Raw genomic sequence first — 25,815 nt, forward strand, 5'->3', positions numbered from 1 at the left:
GCGGTTGCGAATTCACCGCGAGATGTATCGGCGCCGCGCAGGGGAGAGCGCGGGGCTCAGCGTAGCCATGTCCGATCATGACAGGCGTTAGCCAGCCTATTGCTATCTTCTCCGACCGGCCGTTCATCGGTGGGTCGGGGGACACTTCGTGCCAGGTTACGGTCGTATTGACCTTGTGGCAAGATCCTGCGCTATATTTGCTGCGAGACGCTGTATCGTATCCAAAACTGTGACCTCAGTCCTGGGCCGCTGGCCGCAGGTGACCTGACAATGGGGCGGATGACGGAGACGTCCGGCCGGTGAGACGCTGTCGGCGATCGGGTGCCGATCGCCATGATTTTCCTGAGCATGCATTCCGGTTGTCGTAACCATGTTGCAAACTTCTAACAATCCGATATAGGCAACCTTACGGCAATACAACTGAGCTCCTGAAATGAACGATATCGTCGGAGGTCGAAATGGGCCGAAAGCGTGGCATCGATGACAGTCGGGACAGTTCGAAACGGTCGGATATCAGCTCATTCCGTTCTTCCGAGGACCCGGATTCGGGGGAGGATTCCGGGGCGCACGCCAACGGCAATGGACCCGCGCGGCATCCGTCGCCCGACATCCTTCCACTGACCGCGGCCCAGCGGGGAATCTGGTTCGCCCAGCACCTAGCGGAATCGTCGCCGATATCCGTGGCCCAATACGTCGAGATCGCAGGCGAGCTGGACGCGGAATTGCTCGCCGAGGCGTGCCGAACCGCCGGTCGTGAGTTCGGCTCCGGGCATATGCGCCTGATCGAGGTCGATGGAGAGCCGCGTCAGTTCATCGACGAGGAACGCGGCGGTCGGGTGTCGGTCGTGGACTTGCGCCGGCACGCGGATCCGGTTGCGACCGCGCACGAAATCATGGTTCAGGACTATTCCGCACCGCTGGACCTGCTGCATGACGACCTGATGGTGTGCATTGTCTTCCAGGTCGGCGCGAATCATTTCCTCTGGTATCAGCGGGCGCACCATATCGCGCTGGACGGATTCGCCGCGGTATCCATGCTGCACCGGATCACCGAGCTGTACAACGCGTGGGTGAGGTCCGAGGAAGCACCGCCGTGCGCGGCGCAGGACTTGGCGGTCGTCGTAGAGCAGGACCTGGCGTATCGGGGCTCGGAGCGTTTCGAGAACGACCGCAGATACTGGTCGGAGCATTTGGCGGGCGCTCCTCCCGTCGTCGGCCTGTCCAGTCGCACGGGCAAGGCCACGATTCATCCGACGCTGGTGAGCACCGAATTACCGGAGGCCACAGCGCATCTGCTGGAAAGCGTCGTGCACGGGCACGGACCGAGTGTGACACCGACCATTGTCGCGGCGTTCGCCGCTTATCTCGCGCGGATGACCGGGAGCGACGAAGTCTTACTGAGCCTTCCGGTTTCGGGTAGGCACTCCGCCGTGCTGCGCCGTTCCGGGGGAATGGTGGCGAATGTCGTCCCGCTGCGCGTGCGGGTCGCGGGCCGCAGCGTGGGTGAGCTGATCGCCGCTGTGCTGAGCGAGTTGACGAGTGCGCTTCGGCGGCAACGTTATCGCCAAGAGGACATATTCCGCGATATGGGGATCGCGCGCGACGAAGCGGCATCCTTCGGGCCCGCCGTGAACCTCATGATGGTCGAGAACGAGGTCGTGCTCGGCGACACGACCGGCCGCCTGCATGTTCTGACTTCGGGCCCGACCGCCGACCTTTTCGTCAATATCTATCCGGGCGCGGGTAAAGACAGTACGCATATCGACTTCCAGGGCAATCCGAATGCCTATAGCCTCGAGGAACTCTCGGGTCACCATCGCCGGTTCCTCATGTTTCTGCACGAGTTCCTGGCCGGGGGAGCGGGATGTCCGATCAGTAGTCTGCCGCTGCTGGAAGCGCAGGAACGGTCCGCGCTGCTACCGGTGCGGGGTCCCGGCGGGGTCGAAACACGGCTGCTTCCAGAGATTCTGAGCGAGAGCGCGAGCCGGAATCGCGATGCCTGCGCGATCGCCTCGGGCGGGCAGACCATGACATATGGCGAGCTGGACAGCAGATCCTCCCGATTGGCCCGGCATCTGACGACTCTGGGTTGTGGACCGGAGACGGCGGTGGCGATCATGTTGCCCCGCTCGGTCGAATCGGTCGTGGCGACGTGGGCGATCGCGAAATGCGGTGCGGCGTTCGTCCAATTGGACCCCGAGTATCCGCCGAAGCGGACAGACCACATCATCGCCGACAGCGGTGCGAGAGTGGCGATCACGGTCGATGCCCTGCGCGGGCGGCTCCCGCGCGAGATACATCGTGTGGTTCTCGACGACCCCGCGACGCCGAGGGCATGCGACGCTGCGGACAAGCCGATCTCCGACGACGACCGTCTCCGCCCACTACGGCCGTCCAACGTCGCCTATATCACCTATACCTCGGGATCCACCGGACAGCCGAAGGGCGTCCAGGTCACCCACACCGGCCTCGCGAATCTCGTCACCGACCGCGCCGCCACGTATGGCATCGACCCGACATCCCGTGTGTCCTACGCACTCTCGCCCAGTTTCGACGCGTCGCTGGAGCAGTTTCTGATCTGCTTCGCGAGCGGATCCACGTTGGTGATCGTGCCGCCCGAGGTGACCGGCGGTGCGCCGCTCACGCGGCTGCTCGCCGACGAGCGGGTGACCCACCTGACGCTGACCCCGACGATGCTGGCGACCGTGGACCCCCAGCCGTTGACCGACTTGCGAGTGGTGGTGGTCGGTGGCGATGTATGTCCGCCGCACGTCATCGAGCGGTGGACCCCTTCGGTGTCCATGTACAACGAATACGGTCCCACCGAAACCACCGTGACGGCCGTCGGCGCCGTACTCGGACCCGGCCGCGCCCACACGGTCGGTCGCCCCATTCGTGGTGTTTCGGCGGCGGTGCTTGATCGAACGCTGCAGCCGGTACCCAAGGGCACCGCGGGCGAGTTGTACCTCGCCGGACCGGGATTGGCGCGCGGATACAGCAGGCTGCCCGTCGAAACGGCCGCCCGGTTCGTCGCCGATCCGTCCGGCGATGCGGGCGAACGGATGTACCGCACCGGCGATATCGCCCGCTGGATCGGCGACGACGCCGAGATGACGCTGGAATTGCTGGGGCGCAGCGACTTTCAGATCAAGATTCGTGGATACCGGATCGAGCCGAGTGAGATCGACGCCGCGCTCACCACACACGAGGACGTGGATCTCGCCGTCACGGTGCCGGTGTCGAACAACGTCGGCACGACCGTGCTGGCTTCCTATGTCGTTCCGGTCGGCGGCCGTCGCCTCGATCCGCTCGAACTTCAGCGCTTCGCCCGCGATTCGCTACCGCCGCATATGGTCCCGGCCGTGATCCTCGCGTTGGACGCTCTCCCGACGAACGCTTTCGGCAAGGTCGATCGCCGCGCGTTGCCGCAGCCCGAATTCGGGACCGCGCCGGTCGGCCGGGCGCCGGCCACGGCTCGGGAGAAAACCGTCGCGAGGCTGTTCGCCGAGGTGCTCGGCGTGCCGCGGGTCGGGGCGGACGACAGCTTCTTCGCGCTCGGCGGCGACAGCATTCTGTCGATCCGTCTGGTGGCGCGGGCCAAGGCCGAGGGCCTGAGTTTCTCCACCCAAGATGTGTTCGTGCACAAGACCGTTGCCGGCCTGGCTGCCACGGCGACGGAAGCCGTCGACACCCGCGAGTTGGCCGAGTTGCCCGGTGCGGGCGTGGGACCGATGCCGCTGTCGCCGATCATGCGCGCCATGCTCGATCGTGGTCACTACGACCGGTTCGCGCAGGCCGTGCTCGTCCAGCTGCCCGAGGGGGTCGATCGAGCCGGTCTCGTGCGCGTAGTGGGATCTCTGCTGGACCGCCACGACATGTTGCGCGCGGTGCTGCGCGGCGGCGATTCGGTCGACCGGTACCTCGAGGTGCTCGATCGGGAGGCCGTCGACCCGGACGCCGCGCTCATCGACGTTCGGCTGGATCGACGCGACGCCGCCGAGGTCGACCGCCACCTGCAGAAGGCCGCGGATCGCTTGGACCCGGGCAGCGGTGTTCTCGTGCAGGCCGTCTGGATTCAGGATCGCAATCGGACCGGACCGGACCTGATGTGGCTGGTGATCCACCATCTCGCCGTCGACGCGGTGTCCTGGCGCATCATCCTCGCCGACCTCGCTCAGGCCTGGACGCAAATCTCTAGCAGCGCATCGCATTTCGGCCCGGCTGCCACGTCGTTCCGGCGCTGGGTGCACGGCCTTGTCGTGCAGGCGCCCGGAAGGCGGTCGGAGCTCCAACTGTGGAAAGACATACTCGCGGGCGGCGATCCGCTCCTCGGATCGCGCGGTCTGCTTCCGGATCGTGACGTCGGGGCCACGGCGGGCCGGGTCCGTCAGCGCATCCCGGCGGCGATCGCCGAGGCGGTGCTCACCACCATTCCGGACCGCTTCCACTGCAGTGCCAACGAACCGCTGCTCGCTGCCCTGGTACTGGCACTGGGTGAGTGGCGGCGCAGGCGCGGTTCGGCGGCGGCCGCCGGAGAGTTGATCTCGCTCGAGGGGCACGGCCGGGAGGAGCGAGCCGTGCCCGGCGCGGATCTCAGCGCCACCGTGGGCTGGTTCACCACCCGTTTCCCCGTCCGGATCCACTGGGACAACATCGATCTCGATGATGCGCTGGCCGGCGGGCCGAGCGCGGGACGCGCGATCAAGCAGGTGAAGGAGCAGCTGCGTGCGGTGCCCGACAACGGCATCGGCTATCAGATGCTGCGCTGTCTGGATTCCCAGGGGAGTGCCGAGCTCGGAGAGCTGCCCGAACCCCAGATCAGCTTCAACTATCTCGGGCGGGTGGGCGCCGGTGAACACTCGGGGCCGTGGGCGCCCACCACCGAATTCACCGCGCTGACCGCGACGAGCGATCCGGCGATGGCGATGGCCGCCGTGCTCGACATCAACGCCATCGCCGAGGAAGGCAGCGACGGACTCGACCTCGACGCGACCTGGCAGTTCGCCTCCCAGGTGTTGAGTGGCGACGAGGTCGACGAACTCGCCGGGCTGTGGGCGCGAGCACTGGCGGCGCTGGCCGAGCACGTCCGGTCCGACACCACACCCGGATTCACACCCTCCGACTTCCCGCTCACCACCGTGTCGCAGCACGAAATCGACTGCTGGCTACGGGAATACCCGTCGATGACCGAAGTGTGGCCGCTCACCGCCCTGCAGTCCGGATTGCTTTTCCACACGATCTACGACCGGCACGGCGACGACGGCTACATCGTCCAGGCGGCGCTCACCTTCGCCGGGCCGGTGGATGGGGAGCGGATGCGGCGAGCCGCGCAGCTGCTCATCGACCGCCACGACAGCCTGCGGACCGCGTTCGTCGAGAGTGCCGAGGGGCCACGGCAGATCGTGTTGCGCGACACCCGCGTCGAGTGGAGCGAGTCGAACATCAGCGATACCGCCGAGCAGACGGAGGCACTTCGGCGACTAGCGACGGCGGCTGCGGGTCCGTTCGACCCGGCCCGCCCGCCGCTGGTGCGTTTCCATCTCGTGCGTACCGGCGCCGAGATGTTCCAGTTGCTGGTCACCAACCATCATCTGGTTCTGGACGGCTGGTCGATGCCCCTGCTGATCCACGAGTTGCTCGCGTTGTACGCCACCGATGGCGATACCGCCGAACTCGCGCCCCCGCGTTCGTACCGAGAGTATCTGCGGTGGTTGCAAACTCGGGATCGCGCCGCCGCGATCGCCGCATGGCGGGAGACGCTCGCTGGAATCGATGGTCCGACGCGGGTCGCGGGCGGGCCGGATCGGACCGCCACCGCGGACGCGGGTGAAGTCGGCCTGAACCTGGACGCCGCGACCACCGCCGCGCTTCTCGAGCTGGGCCGCTCGCACGGCGTCACCGCCAACACGGCCCTGCAGGTGGCGTGGGCATGGCTGGTGGCCGCCATGACCGGGCGGTCGGACGTGGTGTTCGGCAATACGATGTCGCAGCGCCCGCCGCAGCTTCCGGACATCGAGCGGATGGTCGGTCTCCTGGTCAACACGCTGCCCGTCCGGGTCCGGCTTGTGCCCGGCGAAACCGTTGGTGACCTGCTCGTCCGGGTGCAATCCGAGCAGGCCGCGATGTTGGATCATCAGCACATCGGTCTGGCGGAGCTGCAACGGGCCGTCGGTATCACCGACATGTTCGACACCGCGACCGTACTCGAGTCCTATCCACTCGGCCGAGAACTGCTGGCACGCAATCTTTCCGCCGCCGGATTGCGGCTGGTCGAGATCGACGCGCACGACGCGACGCCGTATCCGCTGAGTTTGCAGGTGACCCCGCCGCGTTCTGGCCGCGACGGACGATCGGTCGCCGACGAGCCCGGCACTTACACGGTGACACTGAAATTCGCCACCGATCGATTCGATGCGGACGACGCCCGCACTCTGCTCGAACGGTTCGAGCTGCTGCTCAGGCAGGTCGTCACGGATCCCGGCCGGAAGGTCATCGCGATCTCCCCCTGCCGGGAATCCGAACGCGCGGAGCTGCTTACGGTACGCGGCGAGGATTCGGCCGCGCCGCACGTGCTGCGCGACATTCTGTGGGGGACCGCGCGGAGGCACCCGGATGCCGTGGCTGTCCGGTGCGGTGACACCGCGTGGACCTATCGCGAGCTGGAGCGTCGCGCCGACGCGTTCGCTCGTCTGCTTGCGGGCCACGGTGCGCGCGCCGAGTCGATCGTCGCGGTGGCCGTGCCCCGTTCGGCCGAACTGGTCGTCGCGATCTGGGCGGTGGCGAAGACCGGCGCGGCCTTCCTGCCGTTGGATCCCGACAATCCCGCCGCGCGGATCGGGGAGTTGTTGTCCGATTCGCGTGCACGTCTCGGTGTTACCACCAGCGTTGTGGCACAGCGGCTTCCGGATGCTGTCGACTGGTTGCTGCTGGACGCTTCGGCTTCGGACGCTCACGACGATCTACCCCATCCGGCCTGGACCGACCGGTTGTCCGCCGACAACGCGGCATACGTGATCTATACGTCCGGATCGACCGGCACACCGAAAGCGGTCCAAATCGGCCATCGAGGTCTCGCCGATCTGGTCGCGGCGCACGCCGAAGCCTTCGGTGTGGACAAGGATTCGCGGGTGTTGCAGGTCGCGTCGCCGGGATTCGACGCCTGCCTGTCGGAATTGCTGTTGGCGCACGGCAGTGGCGCCTGTCTGGTGGTGGCGCCGCCGGAGGTGTACGGCGGCACCGACCTCACGGAACTCATTCGGTCCCAGCGGGTTTCGCACGCGATCCTCACCCCGTCCGTGCTGAACACGATGGATCCTTCCCGGACCCCTTCGTTGACAACGCTCGCGGTCGTCGGCGAAGCGAGCGGTCCGGACACCGTGCACCGGTGGGCCGCTGGGCGACGGCTGATGAATCACTACGGACCGACCGAGTGCACGATCTGGGCAACGGGGTCGGACGCGCTCGTACCCGGCGAAGCGGTGACGATCGGTGCACCGATCCGCGGCGCGTCCGCGATGGTGCTCGACGAGTGGCTGCGACCGGTGCCCGTCGGCGTCGCGGGCGAACTCTATATCGGCGGGGCAGGACTCGCCCGCGGGTACATCGATCGACCTGGCGTGACCGCGTCGCGCTTCGTCGCGGATCCGAGATCCACCCGCGGCGAACGGATCTACCGCACCGGTGATTCCGTGCGCTGGGTGCGCGGACCCGCCGGGTTGGCACTGGAATACCTGGGCCGCTGCGATCAGCAGGTCAAGATCCACGGCCTGCGGATCGAGCCGGAGGAAATCGATGCCCACATCGCCGGACACCCGGACGTGGCGAGCGTCGCCACCGTCCCGGTGCGAGGACCCGCGGGCGAACCGGTTCTGGTGTCCTATGTCGTCGCAGCGCCGGGCTCCGTGGTGGATGTGGCGGCGATCGCCGACGATCTCGCGGCCAGGCTGCCCCGCTACATGAATCCCGCGGCGATCGTGCGGCTCGACGAGATGCCGCGCACGCCCACCGGCAAGGTCGATCGGAAAGCATTGCGGCAGCGCCCCTTCACCGCCGAAGTGGCGGGCGGTAGGCCCCCGTCGACGCCCACGGAGCAGGTCGTGGCGCAACTGTTCGCCGATGCGCTCCACCTCGACACGGTGTCCGCCGACAGCAACTTCTTCGCGCTCGGCGGTGACAGCATCGTGTCGATGCGGCTGGTGGCGCTGGCGAGGTCGGCCGGGATCACGCTCACACCGCGAGAGGTGTTCGAAGCCAAGACGGTTGCCGCCCTCGCCGCACTGGCGGACGACGTCGCGGCTCCGGTGACAATCGAGGAACCACCGCGACGCGCGACGGCGGATCGCACGCCGGAGCACCCGATGGTCACGCTGACCGAACAGGACCTCGATCGGCTCGCACGCCGCTACCGCGGCCTGTCCGACGTGTGGCCGCTGTCACCCATGCAATACGGGATGCACTTCGACTCGACATTCGACCCAGAGGCCGGGGACAACTACACCGTCCACACGATGATCGGATTGTCCGGCGCGGTCGACGGCGAGCGCCTGCGACGTGCCGCCCAGGCCGTGGTCGACCGGCACGACATCCTTCGGGCCGCCTTCGTGGAGACGGCAAGCGGGCCGTGCCAGATCGTGCTGGACCATGCCGAAATCCCGTTCCGGGAAATCGATCTCACCGATAGTGGCGATGCCGGATCGCCGGAAGCGATCGCCGCGGCGGACGCGGCGGCGGGCTTCGACCTGTCGGCTCCTCCGCTCCTACGCTTGACACTGATCCGGCTCGACGCACGCTCCTTCCGCCTGCTCGTCACGAATCACCACGCGATCCTGGACGGCTGGTCGATGCCGTTGCTGATGCGAGAACTGCTCGACTACTACGGATCTCCCGAACACATCGACTCCGCCGACCGCGCGCCCTCCTACCGCGACTATCTGTCCTGGCTGGCTCGGCAGGACAGCCCCGCCTCCAAAGCGGTATGGGCGCAGGAGTTTTCGGATGTCACGGGACCCACTCGGGTGTCCCGCGAAACCGCCGCGGCGGGTTCCGTTTCCGCCGCCGAGGTCACGGCCGAACTCACGGCGGATCGTTTCGCGGATCTTCGTCGGGTGGCGGCGGAGACGGCCGTCACCATCAATACGGCGGTGGCCGCGGCATGGGCGCTGAATCTGCGCGTCTCGACCGGTGAGACCGATGTGATCTTCGGCGCCGCGGTGTCCGGGCGGCCCCCCGAGTTGCCGCTGGTCGATCAGACGCTCGGCATGTTCCTGACCACGATTCCGGTGCGAGTCCCGCTCGAACCCGGCGTGACGGTGCGCGAATTGCTGAGCGGGATTCAGGCGCGGCACGCCCGCATGCTGGAGCATCACCATATCGGCCTGCCCGAGATTCACCGCAGCGTCAGCCTGCCCGAACTCTTCGACACCGTCATCACCTTCCAGTCGTTCCCCATCGATCGGGCAGCGCTGCAGGAACTCGTCGATTCGGCGGGCCTGCGGGTGGACGAACTCAGCGGTGTGGACGCGACACCGTACCCGCTGAGCCTGGCCGTGGAACCGAAGCAGTCCGAGGACGGCGAGGCGCAGGGTCTGCGGATCGTCCTCCGATTCCACGAGCGCGCCTTCGACACCGCCTCGGCGCGCCGCATCCTCGATCGTTTCGTCGAGCTGCTGTGCCGGATCGCCGCGAACCCGGACCTTCGCCTCGGCGAGCTGCCGCTCGCCGAGGAATCGGCACCGTTGTGGCCGGTTTCCGTTGCGGAAGAGGCGATTCCGGAGACGTTGGACCGCATGCTCGCCGCGTCCACCGCCGCCGAACCCGACGCCATCGCCGTGCGGTGCGGTGCGGCGGCCATGACCTACCGGCAGCTCGACGAGCGATCCACACGTCTGGCTCGGATCCTGCTGGAGCACGGCGCCCGGCGGGGGCGGATCGTCGCCTCGGTGCTTCCGCGGTCGCTCGCGGCGACGGTCGCCCTGTGGGCCGTCGCCAAGACCGGCGCTGCCGTCCTGCCGATCGATCCGATCCTGCCGGCGGAGCGTATCGAGTTTCTGCTCTCGGACTCGAAAGCAGTTGTCGGACTGACCGATACGTCAACCGGCAACGGTCTTCCCGAGGGTGTCGACTGGCTGGTCCTCGACACGGAGCAGACGCACGACCCCTGGGACTCGGTCCCCGCCACGCCGATCACCGATGCCGAACGCGGCGGGCCGATCCGGCGGGATCAGACCGCCTACGTCAGCTACACCTCCGGGTCGACCGGAACGCCCAAGGGCGTTCTCGTCAGCCATCGCGGCTTGACCGAGATCGTCGCGGCGCAGCGGCGAATGCTCGGCGTCGACCCGACGTCGGTGGTGCTGCAGGTCGCCTCGCCCAGCTTCGACGCCTCGATCTTCGAATTGTTGATGGCGCACGGATCGGGCGGTCGGCTCGTCATCTCGCCCGCCGATATCTACGCCGGGCCCGAGCTGGCGAATCTGATGCGGCGCGAAGGCATTTCGCATGCGATAGTGACCCCGTCCGCGCTGGCGACAGTCCCGTCCGATGGTCTCGACGGGCTGCGCGTGCTGGCGGCGGCCGGTGAGCCGGTCGGGCCGGAACTGGTCGAGCGGTGGGCGCCGAAGCGCGCCATGGTCAATGTCTACGGGCCGACGGAATGCACTATTTGGGCGACCTCCGGCGACGCATTGGTACCGGGTGCCGCGATCACGATCGGCAGGCCGGTCGGCACGGTCGCGGCCATAGTCCTGGATACCTGGTTGCGGCCCGTGCCGCCCGGTGTCGCGGGCGAACTGTACCTGTTCGGCCCCGGCGTCGCCGACGGATACGTCGCCAGGATGGCATTGACCGCGACGCGATTCGTCGCATGCCCGTTCGGCGAACCGGGGCAACGCATGTACGCCACCGGTGACATCGTGCGCCGCACCGCCGAGGGGGAGCTGGAATATCTGGGGCGCAACGATTTTCAGGTGAAGGTGCGCGGCACCAGGATCGAGCTGGGGGAGATCGACGCGGTGCTGGGTGCGCGCGCGGACATGGCGTACGCCGTCACCGTGCCGCGCCGCGACGACAGGCGACCGACGCTGCTCGTGTCCTATGTCGTGCTCGCGACCGGCGCGGCAGTATCGGGCGAGCAGTTGCGGGCGGCGCTGGCCGAGGCGTTGCCCCGGTACATGGTGCCGTCCGCGGTGGTGGTGCTGGACGAGGTGCCGCTGACCGCCAACGGGAAGCTGGATCGCGACCGGTTGCCCGAACCGGCTGCCGTCGCGCGCGAGTACCGGGCGCCGTCGCCGGGGTTGGAAGAGTTGGTCGCGCGAACATTCGAGCAGGTGCTCGACGTGGACCGGGTCGGAGCCGACGACGACTTCTTCGCGCTCGGCGGCGATTCGCTCAGCGCCTCGCTGGTGGTGGCCCGCATCGGTGCGGCCTTGGACGTGCGCGTGCCGGTGCGGTCGGTGTTCGAGGCGCCGACGGTCGGCGAATTGGCCGCGCTCGCAGGGACACTCAGCGGTGCGGGCCGGTTGCCCCTGCTGCCCGGCTTACGTCCCGACCCCGTGCCGCTGTCGCTGGCGCAGCAGCGGATGTGGTTCCTGAACCGGTTCGAGCCGGACTCCGCCGCATACAACATTCCGGTGATGCTGCGGCTGTCGGGACAGCTCGACACCGCGGCGCTCGCGGCCGCGCTCGCGGATGTGATGGCGCGTCACGAGGTCCTGCGGACGATATATCCGGAAGTCTCCGGTGAGCCGAGGCAAGTCGTTCTCGACGAGCCCGCGGTGCCGATGGAGCCGATGCGGGTGCCCGCGGATTCGGTCCAGGTGGTGGTCGGCGAATTCGTCCGGCGCGGATTCGATGTGACCGCCCGCGTGCCGATGCGCGTGGCATTGTTCGAGCTCGACAGCGACACAACGGAATTCCTGCTGGTCCTGGTCGTCCATCACATCGCGGGCGACGGTCAGTCGATGGGTCCGCTGGCGCGTGATGTGATGACGGCGTATGCCGCGCGACTGGCCGGGCACGCCCCGGAATGGCAGCCGCTCGCCGTCCAGTACGCGGATTTCGCGTGGTGGCAACGGCAGCTGCTCGGCGCCGAGGACGATCCGGCGTCGCTGATGTCCGCGCAGCTGGAGTTCTGGCGCTCCACGCTCGCGGGCGCACCGGACCGGTTGGAACTCCCAACGGACCGACCACGTCCGGCCGTCGCGTCGCTGGCGGGCGGCCGGGTGCCGGTGCGGATCGATGCGAGGCTGCACGAGCGGCTGCTCGGGCTGGCACGGTCGCGGGGATCGTCGCTGTTCATGGTCATGCACGCCGCGCTGGCAACGGTATTGGGGCGGCTCGGTGGCAGCGACGATGTCGTCATCGGCACCCCGGTCGCGGGGCGCGGCGAGCCCGCGCTGGACGATCTGGTGGGGATGTTCGTGAACACCCTCGCACTGCGGACCCGGGTGGACACGCGCGAGCCGTTCACCGACTTGCTGATGCGTGCTCGCGAGACGGATCTGCTCGCGTTCGAGCACTCGGATGTGCCGTTCGAGCGGGTCGTGGAGGCGTTGAGCCCGGAGCGATCGACGGCGCGGCATCCGTTGTTCCAGGTGGTCCTGGCGTTCCAGAACGTGTCGACGGTCGATTTGGCGCTGCCCGGCGTCCGGGTCGTGCGAACGGATGTGGACACCGGGGCGACCCAGTTCGACCTGCAACTGGTGTTGTCCGACTCGTTCGGTAGTGCCGGTGTGGCGCAAGGCATCTCGGGAACGTTGAGCTACGCGCGGGATCTGTTCGACGAGGCGACCGCGGCGGCGACCGTCCGACGGTTGGTGCGGGTGCTGGAAGCCGTCGCCGACGATCCGGCCGTGGTGATCGGGGATATCGACTGGCTGGAAGCCGACGAGCGCGCGGCGCTCACGTCGCGGGTGGGGACACGGACCATGACGGCGCCGGAGTCCTCCGGATTGCTGCCGGACGTGCTCGCCTCGGCCGTCCGCGACAACGGCGACGGCATCGCCGTTGTCGCGGGGGATGCCACGTTGTCGTACGCGGAGCTGGACGAGCGGTCCAGTCGGCTGGCCAGGGTCCTGATCGGCTGTGGCGCAGGACCCGAGCATCCGGTGCTTGTCGCGGCAGCGCGGTCGATGGAATCCGTCGTCGCGTGGTGGGCCGTGGTCAAGACGGGTGCCGCGTACGTACCGGTGGACACCGGCTATCCCGCGAGCCGGATCGAGCAGATGGTCTCGGATTCCGGTGCGACGCTGGGCATTACGGTGTCGTCGTCGCGTAACCAAGTGCCCGATTCGGTGGACTGGCTCGTGCTCGACGACCCGGCCCTCGCCGCGTGGATCGACGCGTCGGCGAGCGGTCCGATCGGCGATGGCGAGCGAGCGCGGCCGCTGCGGGCCGCCGACGTCGCCTACGTGATCTTCACCTCCGGATCGACCGGGGTGCCCAAAGGTGTCGCCGTGACCCATTCCGGCATCGCCGACTTGGTCTCGGTGTGGCGCGCCGACCGCGAGCTTCGACACACGTCCAGGGTGTTGCATTTCGCGTCGCCGTCGTTCGACGCCGCACTGATGGAGATCCTGATCGCGGTCAGCCGGGCCGCCGCACTGGTCGTTGCGCCGAACGGGATCTACGGCGGCGGCGAGCTGGCCGAATTCCTGCGCGTGCGGCGGGTCACCCACGCGTTCCTGACCCCCGCCGCGCTCGCGTCGGTGGATCCGGCCGGGCTGGACGACTTGCGGCTGGTGATGTCCGGCGGTGAGGAGGTGCCCGCGGAACTGGTGAGCCGTTGGGCGGGCACCGATCTCGCGGGCGCGCGGAAGTTCCAGGTGCTCTACGGTCCGACCGAGGCCACGATCGCAGCCACGGCGACGGGTGCGCTGGGACCGGATGACCGGCCGACGATCGGTACGCCGCTGCCGGGAATACAGGCGCTGGTCCTGGATTCCCGGTTGCAGCCGGTGCCGGTGGGGGTGGCCGGAGAGCTGTATCTGGCGGGCCCCGCGCTGGCGCGCGGATACCTGAACAGGGCGGCGGCGAGCTCGGCACGGTTCGTCGCGCATCCGTTCGGGGAACCGGGACGTCGCATGTACCGCACGGGCGATGTGGTGCGCTGGAATACCGGCGGCGCGCTGGAGTTCTTGGGGCGCAACGATTCCCAGGTGAAGATCCGCGGGTATCGGGTCGAGCTGGGCGAGATCGACGCGGTGTTGAGCGCGCGGCCGGAGGTGGCGTACGCGGTCACCGTGGCGCGGCGGGACGACAACGGTCCGGTGCTGCTGGCGTCCTACGCGGTGCCCGAAGCCGGGGCGAGCCTGTCGGGTGAACAGCTGCGGGCGTCGCTGGCCGAGGTGCTGCCGTCGTACCTGGTGCCCGCCGCGGTGATGATCCTGGACGCGATCCCCTTGTCGCCGAATGGAAAACTCGACCGCGCGGCGCTGCCCGCGCCCGTCCTCCAGGCCAAGCGCTTCCGGGCGCCGGCGACACCGGTGCAGGAAATCGTGGCGGGCGTCTTCGCAGACGTTCTCGGCATCGACGGTCCGGTGGGCGCCGACGACGACTTCTTCGAACTCGGTGGCAACAGCCTGGTGGCCATCCGGGTCGCCGCGCGGATCGGCGCCGCGCTCGACGCGACCATCCCGGCGTCGATGATCTTCGAGGCGCCGACGGTCGCGCGGTTGGCCGCGTGCGCCGAATCGCGGGCCGACACGGGTCGGGTGGCGCTGACCGCACAGCAACGGCCGCAGGCCATTCCGCTGTCCTACGCGCAGCAGCGCATGTGGTTCCTGAACCAGCTCGAGCCCGGCTCGGCGGCCTACAGCATTCCGATCGCGATGCGGCTGTCCGGTCAGCTGAATCTCGACGCGCTGCGCGCGGCCGTCGAGGATGTGCTGAACCGGCACGAGGTGCTGCGGACCGTGTACCCGTACGGCGAGGGCGAGCCGACGCAGGTCGTCCTGCCCGCCGTCGAGGCGATCGCACCGGTGACCGCGATCCCGATCGCGGAACATGAACTGGCCGAAACCTTGTCGGCGTTCGTCTCGACGGCGTTCGATCTGACGGTCGAGACGCCGGTGCGGATCCGGTTGTTCGAGCTCGGGCCGAACGAATGGGTCCTGGCCGTGGTGGTGCACCACATCTCCTGCGACGGGTCGTCGCTCGCCCCGCTGGCCCGAGACACCATGACCGCGTACGCGTCCCGCCTGGCCGGGGAGACGCCGAGCCTGCCGCCGCTTCCGGTGCAATACGCCGACTACGCGATCTGGCAGCGAGCCGTGCTGGGGACCGAAGACGATCCCGACTCGCTGCTGCGCGCCCAGATCGACTACTGGACCGTCGAATTGGCGGACCTACCGGTTCTGTTGGAGCTGCCGACCGACCGGCCGCGTCCGCCCGTGCAGACCCATGCGGGCGCGAGCGTACCGATCGCCGTCGGCGCCGATCTGCACGCGGGATTGCAGCGGGTCGCGCGGGCGCACAACACGACGCTGTTCATGGTCTTCCACGCCGCCCTGGCGGCCACGTTGGCCCGGCTGGCCGATACGGACGACATCGCCATCGGCACACCGTACGCGGGACGTGGCGAGCCGGAACTCGACGATCTGGTCGGCATGTTCGTCAACACACTGGTGCTGCGGACCCGGTTGACCGAGGGGATGACCTTCACCCAGCTGCTCGAGCAGGTGCGCGGAACCGATCTGGCCGCGTTCGGGCACGCCGATGTTCCGTTCGAGCGGCTGGTGCAGGAGCTGAACCCGGTGCGGTCACACGCCCACCATCCGCTGTTCCAAGTGATGCTGGCGTTCCAGAACATCGGTGGGGCCGAGTTCGAACTGCCGGGGCTGTCCGCGTCGGCCATGACCGCCGACAACGACACCGCATTGTTCGATCTGCAGATCGCGGTCTCGGATTCCTACGACCCCACCGGAGCCCCGGCGGGCGTCACCGGCGCGGTGACCTACGCGAGCGACCTCTTCGACGCGACGACGGTGACCATGATCGTGGATCGCCTGCTGCGATTGCTCGGCGCACTGGCGACCGATCCGGCGCAGCCGGTGCACGAGGTGGATCTGCTCGGCGCCGAGGAACGGGAAGAGGTTCTGACGCAGTGGAACTCGACGGAACATCCGCTGCCGCCCGGCGAGACGCTGGCTTCGATTTTCGCCCGCTCCGTGCGGGCGCACGCGGATCGGCCCGCGGTGGTATTCGGCGAGGAGACGCTGACCTATGCGGAATTCGCCTCGCGCGTATACCGATTGGCGCGGTGGTTGATCTCCCGGGGCGTGGGGCCGGAGTCGTTGGTTGCGCTGCGGATGCGGCGTTGCCTGGATCAGGTCACCGCCATGTACGCGGTGCACGCCGCGGGCGGTGGGTACGTGCCGGTCGATCCGGATCTTCCCGCCGACCGCATCGCGTACATGCTGTCGATTGCGGCACCGGTGCTGGAGCTGTCGTCCCTCGATGGGCTGGAGCTGTCCGAATTCGCGGATACGCCGGTCACCGATGCGGATCGGCCCGCACCGCTGCGACCGGACAACGTCGCCTACGTACTGTTCACGTCCGGGTCGACCGGGCGGCCGAAAGGTGTTGCCATATCGCATTGTTCGGTGGTCAACCAGGTGCGCTGGTTCAGCGGACGCTGTGCGCTGACGCCGGAAGACGTGGTGTTGCAGAAGTCCCCTGCCACGTTCGACATGTCGGTGTGGGAACTGTTCGCGCCGTTGGCCGTGGGAGCGCGCATGGTGATCGCGCGAGCGGACGGGCATGCCGACCCCAACTATCTCGCCGAAACCATTGCCACCCAGCGGGTCACGGTCACCGCCTTCGTGCCGTCGATGCTGGCGGTATTCGCGGACGCGGCGCCCGCGCGGTCGCTGGAGTCGCTGCGGACGCTGATGGTGGGCGGTGAGGCATTCGGCGCCGAGGTGGTGGCCGCGGTGCGGCGAACGGTGCCCGGGATCGCGCTGCACAATCTGTACGGTCCGACCGAGTTCGCCGTGTGCGCGACCGCGCATCGGGTGACCGAAGCCGACAGCGGGAACATGCCGATCGGCACACCGGTATGGAACTCGCGGGCATACGTCCTCGACCACCGGTTGCATCCGGTACCGCCCGGTGTCGCAGGGGAGTTGTATGTGGCGGGCGTGCAGCTCGCCCGCGGTTATCGGTCGCGACCGGGCCTCACCGCGGAACGGTTCGTGGCCGACCCGTACGGTGACGGCGGTCGCCTCTACCGCACAGGTGATTTGGTGCGCCGCCGCCACACCGGCGAGTTGGAATACTTGGGCCGCACCGATTTCCAGGTGAAGCTGCGCGGGCTGCGCATCGAACTCGGCGAGATCGAGGCGGTACTCGCCGAGTACCCCGGCATCGCCCGTGCGATCGCCGCGGTGCGCTCCGCGGGCGTGGGGGAGCACCTCGTCGGCTACCTGGTTCCGGTCGCGGGCGCCACGGTCGACACCGCGGCCGTCTCGGCGCACGCGGCGACCAGACTGCCGGACTACATGATGCCCACCGCGATGATGGTGATCGACGCGGTGCCACTGACCGCGTCGGGCAAGCTCGACCACACCCGGCTAGCGGAGCCGGTGCTCGCGGTAGGGGAGTTCAGGGAGCCTTCGTCGCCGCTGGAAGGGGCGGTCGCCCGTGCCTTCGCGGCGGTACTCGGCGCGGATCGGGTGGGTGCCGACGACGACTTCTACGCGTTGGGTGGTAACTCGCTGAAGTCGGTGCAGGTGGTGAACGAGTTGCGGAAAGAACTCGACTACGAGGTTCCGATCGCCTGGATGTTGTCGGATCCCTGCCCGGCCGACCTGGCGAAGCGGATCGAATCCGGCATGCGCTCGGGTCCCGCCGTCGAGCGGACCGATCACGGATTCGACGTGCTGCTGCCGATCCGGACCGACGGTGCGCGACCGCCACTGTTCTGCATCCACCCGGCGGCCGGCCTGTCGTGGTGCTACCGCACACTCGACCGGTATCTCGCGGACGGCCGACCGATCTACGGCCTGCAGGCGCCGCAGATCGGCGGCGAGGTCCCCGGCCCGACCTCGATCGAGGACATGGCCCGGCGCTACTTCGACGAGATTCGCGCGGTGCAGCCGCACGGCCCCTATCACGTTCTCGGCTGGTCGCTGGGCGGTGTGATCGCCCACGCCGTCGCGGTCGAGATGCGCGCCGCCGGTGAAGATGTCGCACTGCTTGCCCTGTTGGACGCCGAGGTGGATAGCGTCGAGGAGCCGACGTTGCCCGCGGTCACCGCGGGCGAACTGATCAGCAATCTAGGTCCGGTCCTCGGCGTCGATTTCGTGAGCGCCGAGGCGACCGCCGAAGAGGCCGCCGATCTGATCGAACGGCACCTGGGGCGCGGTCTCGGTGTCGACGCCGCACGGATCGAGCGCCTCACCGATGCCTACAACCTGGCGATTCGAGCGGTGAGTGCGTGGCGGCCCGCGGTCTTGGACAGTGACATGCTCTATTTCACCGCGACGCGGGAAAGGCGATCCGACGCCGCGGGTCACGAGGGATGGACGCGGGTGGTCCGGGGACAGATCTCGGCGTTCGACATCGATGCGACCCACCTCGGGATGACCGAACCGGATGCGATGGCTCAGATCGCCCGGATCCTCAACGCGCGACTGGCGTGAGGTCCGCGTTCGTGGGTGCGTCGGATTCCTCGGTTCGGTTGCCCTCGTGCGGTAGGGGCTTGGTGATTCCCACCAGCGCCCCGATCGACGCTCCGAGCGCCCCGCCGAGCACGGCGGCGGGGACGGCGACGACGGTGGCGCCGACGGCCGCGCCGAGGAGCGGGCCGACGACCAAGCCGGTCGGCAGGAACGGGATACCGACGATGAACCCGGCGGCCGCGCCTGCCATCGCGGCGGCCACCGCGACGGGCGCGGACAGTCCCGCGGCGATGCCTGCTCCGATCGCCGCGCCGACGCCGGCGTCCACGGTGGTGACGGTGCACCGTTGGGGATCGACGGGGATTTGCGCGCAGAACGCCTGGAGCTGCTCCTCTTTCACGGCCGGAGGCGCGTCCGGTGCGTCGATCGTCTCGATTCGAGTCCGGCTGTCGGCGAGGGGATTCGCTGTGCCGATATCGCCGCGGCGCGTGTCCGTCGCCGGGTCGGTGTCCGCGGGCGGCTGGGTCAGCAGAACGATCAAGCTCTGCGACGGAAGGGGTTCGCGCCCTGGCTCGTGGTGCGTCGGTGGCGTGGCGGGTGTCTGGGCGGTGGCATCCGGGGATGCGTTGGCCACTCCGGTTCCGAGTAGGACCGCGAGCGGCAACATGCTCGCGATCACCATCGCACGTGACCGCCGACGACCGGCTTCCGGCATTCCGCACCTCCTGGACGTCTACCTCTTAGCGCTTATGGACCTCGAGTGTTGTCGCACGTTGCGGCGCAGACAGCTTAAGCGGTCGGCGCGGCAGGACCTGGGAGAACTGCCGTGCCCCGTGTCGGTTGCGTGCTCGCTCAGCTACGGGAATAGGGTCCGTCCGCCGAGGTGTGCGCGGCGGCGCGCCATTGGCTCGGGCTGCGGCCGTGACGTCGACGGAACCAGCGGGAGAAGTTGCCGGGTGACGAGAACGCGAGCAGCTCGGCGATCTCGGTGAGCGTGTGGCGGCCGTTGGTGACCATGTGCCGGGCGAGTTCGGCGCGAGTCGCGTCGAGCAGGGTGGTGAAGGTCTCGCCTTCGGCGGCCAGGTGGCGGTGGACGGTGCGACGGTCGACACCGAGGCACCTGGCGATCTGGTCGACCGAGCAGCGTCCGGTGGGCAAGAGCAGTTCGATGAGCTCCCGGCCGCGTTCCAGCGTTGTCGCCGCGCGAGTGTCGCGGGGTGAGTCGAACAACTGCTGGGCGTAGGCGCGCAGCTGCGGGTCCGACATGGCGTTCGGCGCGTCGAGATCGGTTGTGTAGGTGATGATTCCGTTGAAGTCCTGCTCGAAGGCGACCTGTGATCCGAGGACGCGGTGGTGCGTGCGGCGGTCACGCGGCGCGGGGTGGGTGAAGCGGACTTCCGCCGGCTGCCAAGTGGTTCCGAGGAATCCGCGCAGGAGTCCGTGCAGTACGCCGACAGCGAGTTCGATGGCTTGCCGGGTTTCGCCCGGGCTGCCGAGATTGAGACTCAGGCGGATGGCGGCGATGCCGTTGTGCTCGGTGAGCCGGGTGCGCGGGACTGCGAACCACCGGCGTCCTACCTGCCACCTTCCTGGACGCGGCGCGTCTCGCCCAGACGGCTCTGCCCACCGCCGCTATGTTCGCGCTCGGCACCGGGGTCCGGCTACACATCCTGAAGCGGATCGGCATCCGCCCCCTGCTGCTGGCTACCGCTTCGACGGTCTGGATCACCTCGATCGCTCTCGCCGGCGCCCTCCTCGCCGCCTGAATACGCCCCGGTGCCGATACCTTGCCCGGCGCAACGAAATTCATCGTCCTCGGCTTCGCGGCTCATGCGGGGATGCCGCCGCGAAGCCACTCGGACCAGGGGATGCTCCAATCGCCGTTCTGCCAGATGTCGAGGGGATCGCCGCCGGTGTTGCGGACCTCGACGACGTCGCCGGGGATGACGAAGTCGTAGAACCAGGCGGCGTCGGCGGGGGAGAGGTTCAGGCAGCCGTGTGAGACGTTGGTGTTGCCTTGGGCCCACATGCTCGCGGCCAGTGCGTGGACGAAGATTCCGTCGTGGCTGATGCGGACCGCGTGGTCGATGCTGGTGCGGTAGCCGCCTGCGCTGGCGGGCAGGCCGTAGGTGGTGGAGTCCATGATCACCGGGTTGTTTCGGTCGAGCACGGTGTAGATGCCGGGGCGGGTCCAGAACGACAGGTATCGGCCGCCGACGACGGTGGTGCCGCCCTTGCCCATCGATGTGGGCATGGTGCGCACCAGGTTTCCGTTGTCGAAGACTTCGATCTGTTTGGTGTTGTCGTCGGCGATCGCGACGTGCGCGGGTCCGATGTTCACCGAGACCCGTTGGTCGCGCAGGCCGTAGCGGCCCTCGCCGAGCGCGCGCCCGAACAGGTTGGCCTCGACCGTGATTCGAGTACCGGGGGCGTGGTAGTGCTCCGGTCGCCAGTGCGCGTTCCGATCGTCGAGCCAGTACCAGGCGCCGGTGACGGCGGGCTGGGTGGTGACGGCGATGTGGCGTTCGGCGGCGGCCCGGTCGACGGGGTGGTCGAAACGGGCGGCGAGTACGAAACCCACTCCGTAGGTGTCGTTTTCGGCTAGCTCGACGAGATTGGCCGAGCGCAGGGAGACGTCGACGAGCTCGTGCGGTCGCACCGTGGTGCAGGTCGTCGTCGCGGTGATGTCGCCGGCTTCGCCGTGCGCCACGGCTTTGGCGGTGTAGGTGTGTGCGTAGCCGAGTGGTTCGGTGCTTGTCCAGGTCCGATGATCGGGTGCGGGTGCGCCGGGTAGTGATCTGCCTGTCTCATCGATCCACTCGACCGAGCGCAGTGTCCCGTCGGTGACCGTGACCGTGCCGGGGCTGCGCGCATCGACATCGTGGGCGCCGGGTGGCGGGTCGAATCGGATCGTGGCGGGTTTGGGCGGTGCGGGTTCCCGCTGCCCGCATCCGGTCAGGGCGAGGCCTCCCGCACCGGCGGCGAAGCCGATCAACAGCCGACGACGTCCCAAAGCCACCGCGCATCTCCCTTCGCCGGGTGTAGCAGGGCCGACCTCTGTCCGCCAGCATGTGTCAGCTACCCACCGCGCGAGGCGCCAACGAGCGGTAACTCCATCGATCCGTCGCAGAACCGACACCATTCCGCGATTGATTCCGGACAGCGCGATGGATGGCCCCGAATCCTGATCAAGCGGTGATGCGGATCTGTTGCATCATGTCGTGATCCTCGTGGTCCAGGTTGTGGCAGTGCCAGACGTAGCCGCGGATGGTGGTCGCATCGGTGTGGTTCGCGTGGTGCTGGGGTGCGGGGTCGCCGTAGGGCGCGATGGCTTCGGCGCCGTCGCGGACGCGCAGTGGGGTGTCGGGGTCGAAGCCGAGTTCGTCGATGGAGGGCCAGTACACCAGGACTCGGGTGATGGCGTCCGTCGGGCACAGGACGGTGTCCTTCCATCCGGTTTCCCACGGTTGGGGTGGCTGCTGGGGGCCCCGGACGAAGGCGTCGGCGGGCGGATTCCATCGTGTGCCCCAGGCCGGTCCGGGGCTGTTGGACAGCCAGTAGGCCGAGGTCAGGATGGGTTGCCTGCCGAGGATGCGCATCCGGGCCAGGTGCAGGTGGATCGGGTGGTCGAAGGGGGTGGCGTTGATCAGGTCCCATTGGTCGACGGTGCCCGCTTTCGCGACGTCGACATCGGTGGTGCGGAACGGCAGGTTGTTCAGCGCGAGCAGGGTGGAGGCGAAGGGGGGTCGCAGGGTGTCGGTCAGGCCCATCATCGTCATGGTCCTGGTCAGTTGCGGGGCGTCGAGCGGCTCCAGCGGTGCGGGCTGCCCGTCGCCGCCGCGCAGCCGGGCGGGCACGGTCGCGGCCGGACCGTCTCCTGCGACGGTGAACCGCATGATGCGGGGCAGCGCGGGAACCATGAAGACCGTGTTGCCGAAATCGTTGAGCTCGGTGTTGGTGAGCTCCACGCTCTCGCCGTCGCGCAGCCGGCTGAAATCGACGAGCAGGTCGGCGCGTTCGCCCGAACTCAACCGGACCGCGGTGGTCGGCACCGGTGCGTCCAGTAGACCGAGATCGTTGCCGATGACCCAGAACGGCATCCGGTTGTCGAACTCGAAGGTGTAGGTCCGCGAATTGGATGCTTGCAGCAGCCGGAATCGGTACAGGGTGCGCCGAACCGGCAACGACGGCCATGCGACGCCGTTGACGCACGCGACGTCACCGAACTGGCCGGACTGGTTGTAGCCCTCGGCGATATAGGTCCCGACCATCGGTTGCAGACTGCCGTCGGGGTTGAACGTGCGGTCCTGCACGATCAGCGGTATCTCGTATTCGCCGGTGGGCAGCCCGAGCGGGTTGTCCGGTGCGCCGGTGTCGAATTCGTCGCGCAGGTAGTACATTCCGGCGAGCCCGGCCTGGAGGTTGAGCCGGGTGATGCCCATCGCGTGATCGTGGTACCAGAGGGTGGTCGCCTGCTGCCGGTTGCCGTACCAGTTGCGGATGCGGCCGCCGTTGCGCCAGGTGATCAGCGGATGGCCGTCGAAATCCGGGTGGTTGTGCGCACCGTGCAGGTGCACGGTCATGCGGGGATCGGTGCGGTCGAGGTCGGTGGTGGCGTGCATGCCGGTGTCGACGTGTGCGGCGAGCACGTGCGGACCGAGTTCGTTGCGGAAGGTGATGTGTGCGGGGCGGCCCCGGTGCGCCTCGAGGGTCGGGCCGAGGACCGGGCGGGAGTATCCCCACGAACGGGTCTCGGGGAGGTCGCGGTGATAGCGGTGCACGCCCGACGTGGCCACCAGTTCGCCTGCGGCGGGGCGGGTCTCGGGGATGGGCAGCGGATCGGCGAACGGTTCGAGTGGCGGCGAATGGTAGTTGAACGGTGTGATCGGCAGTGGGGGCAGCGGCGGCAGCGGCAGCGGAGCGGGCGGTAGCGGGAAGATCTCCGCGGCGGCCGGTCCGCCTGCTGCCACGCCGAGCGCACCAAGCGCGCCGAGCACGAAACCGCGCCGTGAAAGTGTGTGCGCCGCTTCGCCAAAAGGGCGCTGCCAGGATCCATCCATCCGATGCTCCCGCCGGTGATGGTCTCGATCTGCGTCTTTACCAGGAGAAGCGACGCTACACGCTGGTCGGCGTCGATTCGGCGAAGCGCGGCCGTTCGGCCTTCGCGCCGTCCCGGTTCCGCCGCGTGCGACAGGGCGGCACAGTTCAAGCCCCTAGCTCCTGGCGCGTGGTTGCCGACCAGCCTTGTCGTCGTGTCGGTGGAGATCGGCGAAGCCCTCCGCCCGTGTCAACGGGCGGTGGCGAGTTCGTGCTCGGGGCAGTCGGTCCGCAAATCCGTCAGCGGCAGTGGCCGTTGCAGGAGGTGGCAGTGGTGCGGCTCGGCCGGATCGGGGTGGACGTAGGGATCGAAGAAGCGGCAGGTGCTGCACATCCTCGCGACGCTCACCACGCCGCGGCGTTGCAGCTCGCCGATCAGATGCAGCAGGCTGTTGAGCGTCGTCGCTCGGTCCGCGACCGACAACCCGGCCAGTGCCGACAGCAGCGGCTCGTCCCGGAGAAGAACCAGACCGATCACGCCGATTCGGTGCCGCACATCCCGCTGCGCTACCTCATCGCCTTCATCTACCCGATCACCGCGACGATCCGGCCCTTCCTCGCCGCGGGCGGCCACGACGACGACCAGGTCGAGGCGATGTACCAAGCCTGGTTCAAAGCCGTCACCTTGCAAATCGCCCTGTGGTCGCAGCCCTACGCCGTATCCGCCTGGTAGCCGACCCAACGGCGCGTACTCCGGCACCGAGCCGGAGGTTCGCGCCTTGGTCGAGCGCGTGAGCGGAGCATGGGTGTCCGTCGGGATCGCGTCGTCGGGGAGGTCGACACCGACGGCGACGTGCTGCCGGACGATGTCGCGTTCCTGGAGGGTTTCTTCGCACGGGGAGGCGGGACACTACCGTCTGGAGCGCGGCCGGGCGGTGGTGTTCCCAGGGCCGCCACGGTTGGCGATCCCAGCGACTCGGCTACCTGTCGCAGCCGATGTTCGGGTTCGGGCAGAAATAGGTATCCATCACCGTATTTCTACGGTCGCGGCAACTCCCTCGGAGGATGACGCTCGGTGAGGACGGGATACAGCCATCACCCCGAGGTTTTCCATGTATCAGCACACACACGAATCGAAGACCACTTCCGTGGCGCGGACCGGGACCTTGATGATCCGGCGCTGCGGCCGGTGCGACAAGTTGTTCGCCCCGCTGACCGCCGCGTGCGCGACGTGTCAGTCCTCGGAGCTCGAGTGGGTGCCCTCGGCCGGTTACGGGTCCATCGTGTCCTGGCGGCTGGTGCACCGCAGTGTCGGCGGTCCGCACGCGGAAGTGGAGCCGTTGACGACCGCTGTGGTCGAGCTCGACGAGGGGCCGTGGGTGTTCACGACGATCGAGGGCGATGGTCCGCTGCCGATGGACGAGTCGGTGCGGGTCCGGTTCCAGCCGCGTCCCCGGGTGGATCGGTTTCCGGTGTTCGTCGTCTGTGCCGACACGCGCGATTCGGCGAGCGATGAGCTGCCCGAACCGTCGCGGAGTGCGCCGGACGATGTCATCTCAACGCCTTCTCGGGACACCGGCCACAGTTATGACGGGTCGTGGATGCGGGCGGCGTTGGATCAGTGCGATCGACTCGCGGGTGCGGGTTGTCTGGACGCGGCCGCGAAGTCGTTGATCGGTTTCGCGATCCGCTGGGCTCCGTTCGGTGGCGCGACCGCGGGGGAGTTGCTGGTGACTTTCGGCGTGACACGCCGCCGGTTCCTGCTGATGGTGGACGAGGCGCTGTGCCCGCGGGGCAGCGACAGCATCGCGGTGCGCGAGCTGAAAGGTCGTTTGCTGGAGTCGTTGACGGAGGCGTGGGAGGTGGACTCCCTGCTTTCGGTCGGTTGACGGGCCGAGCTGCGCTGTTCCAGCCTCGCGCCGATCCTCTCCATTCGAAGACCCGGAACGCTACTCCATCCAGTTGCGATATCCGTGTGGTACTCCGACGCGTTCGAACAGTTCCCTCGGCCCGCCCGCCAACGGAATTCCTCGACTGTGTCATAACCTCAGCGGAGACATTTCCCACGCTACGCGTGGGTAACAGCCACACGCCGTGCACCAGCGGAAACGGAGGTGCACACTACGCCTGACCGGTAGTCGCAACCCGCCCGACCGGGCCA

General features: G+C 68.2%; 9 protein-coding genes and 1 pseudogene. 4 read left to right on the forward strand and 6 right to left on the reverse strand.

The window, feature by feature from the left end:
• Nucleotides 1-458: 458 nt before the first annotated feature.
• On the forward strand, nt 459-18,638 hold the full coding sequence (locus tag NAM01S_RS10555) for a non-ribosomal peptide synthetase (protein ID WP_067783141.1): 18,180 nt from the start codon (nt 459-461) through the stop codon (nt 18,636-18,638).
• On the opposite strand, the gene NAM01S_RS10560 is transcribed toward NAM01S_RS10555, so the two are convergent.
• The 3 genes and pseudogenes from NAM01S_RS10560 to NAM01S_RS37250 form a co-directional block, all read right to left on the reverse strand.
• A complete protein-coding gene (locus NAM01S_RS10560) occupies nt 18,619-19,251 on the reverse strand; it encodes a hypothetical protein (RefSeq protein WP_157107685.1) in 633 nt (210 codons plus the stop codon). The genes NAM01S_RS10555 and NAM01S_RS10560 overlap by 20 nt on opposite strands.
• A 218-nt stretch (nt 19,252-19,469) precedes the next feature.
• Nucleotides 19,470-19,883, reverse strand: coding sequence for a helix-turn-helix domain-containing protein (locus NAM01S_RS37245; protein WP_067783149.1), 414 nt, complete (start codon nt 19,881-19,883; stop codon nt 19,470-19,472).
• 66 nt (nt 19,884-19,949) lie between these two features.
• A pseudogene (locus NAM01S_RS37250) lies at nt 19,950-20,141 on the reverse strand (AraC family transcriptional regulator ligand-binding domain-containing protein); the annotation flags it as partial.
• A gap of 110 nt (nt 20,142-20,251) precedes the next feature.
• Between NAM01S_RS37250 and NAM01S_RS36475 the strand changes: the two are divergent.
• Nucleotides 20,252-20,383 carry a hypothetical protein gene (locus tag NAM01S_RS36475; RefSeq protein ID WP_255284299.1) on the forward strand — a complete coding sequence of 44 codons (132 nt, stop codon included), beginning with the start codon at nt 20,252-20,254 and terminating at the stop codon, nt 20,381-20,383.
• A 62-nt stretch (nt 20,384-20,445) separates the two neighbouring features.
• Here NAM01S_RS36475 and NAM01S_RS10570 read toward each other — a convergent pair whose 3' ends face one another.
• The 3 genes from NAM01S_RS10570 to NAM01S_RS35675 all read right to left on the reverse strand — a co-directional run bounded on the left by NAM01S_RS10570 (nt 20,446) and on the right by NAM01S_RS35675 (nt 24,192).
• Nucleotides 20,446-21,636, reverse strand: a complete 1,191-nt coding sequence (locus NAM01S_RS10570; protein WP_253798801.1) for a L,D-transpeptidase — start codon at nt 21,634-21,636, stop codon at nt 20,446-20,448.
• Between the two features lie 169 nt (nt 21,637-21,805).
• On the reverse strand, nt 21,806-23,614 hold the full coding sequence (locus tag NAM01S_RS10575; RefSeq protein ID WP_218018375.1) for a multicopper oxidase family protein: 1,809 nt from the start codon (nt 23,612-23,614) through the stop codon (nt 21,806-21,808).
• Nucleotides 23,615-23,904: 290 nt separating this feature from the next.
• Nucleotides 23,905-24,192 (reverse strand): hypothetical protein, encoded by a 288-nt coding sequence (locus tag NAM01S_RS35675; protein ID WP_169810831.1) that lies wholly within the window; start codon nt 24,190-24,192, stop codon nt 23,905-23,907.
• 9 nt (nt 24,193-24,201) lie between these two features.
• On the opposite strand from NAM01S_RS35675, the gene NAM01S_RS36125 reads away from it, so the two are divergent.
• Nucleotides 24,202-24,387 carry a protoglobin domain-containing protein gene (locus tag NAM01S_RS36125; RefSeq protein ID WP_218018376.1) on the forward strand — a complete coding sequence of 62 codons (186 nt, stop codon included), beginning with the start codon at nt 24,202-24,204 and terminating at the stop codon, nt 24,385-24,387.
• Between the two features lie 379 nt (nt 24,388-24,766).
• Complete coding sequence (locus NAM01S_RS36480) at nt 24,767-25,543, forward strand: Zn-ribbon domain-containing OB-fold protein (protein ID WP_084482789.1); 777 nt, start codon at nt 24,767-24,769, stop codon at nt 25,541-25,543.
• Nucleotides 25,544-25,815 lie beyond the last annotated feature (272 nt).

This window comes from Nocardia amikacinitolerans NBRC 108937, assembly GCF_001612615.1.
Classification (GTDB): domain Bacteria; phylum Actinomycetota; class Actinomycetes; order Mycobacteriales; family Mycobacteriaceae; genus Nocardia; species Nocardia amikacinitolerans.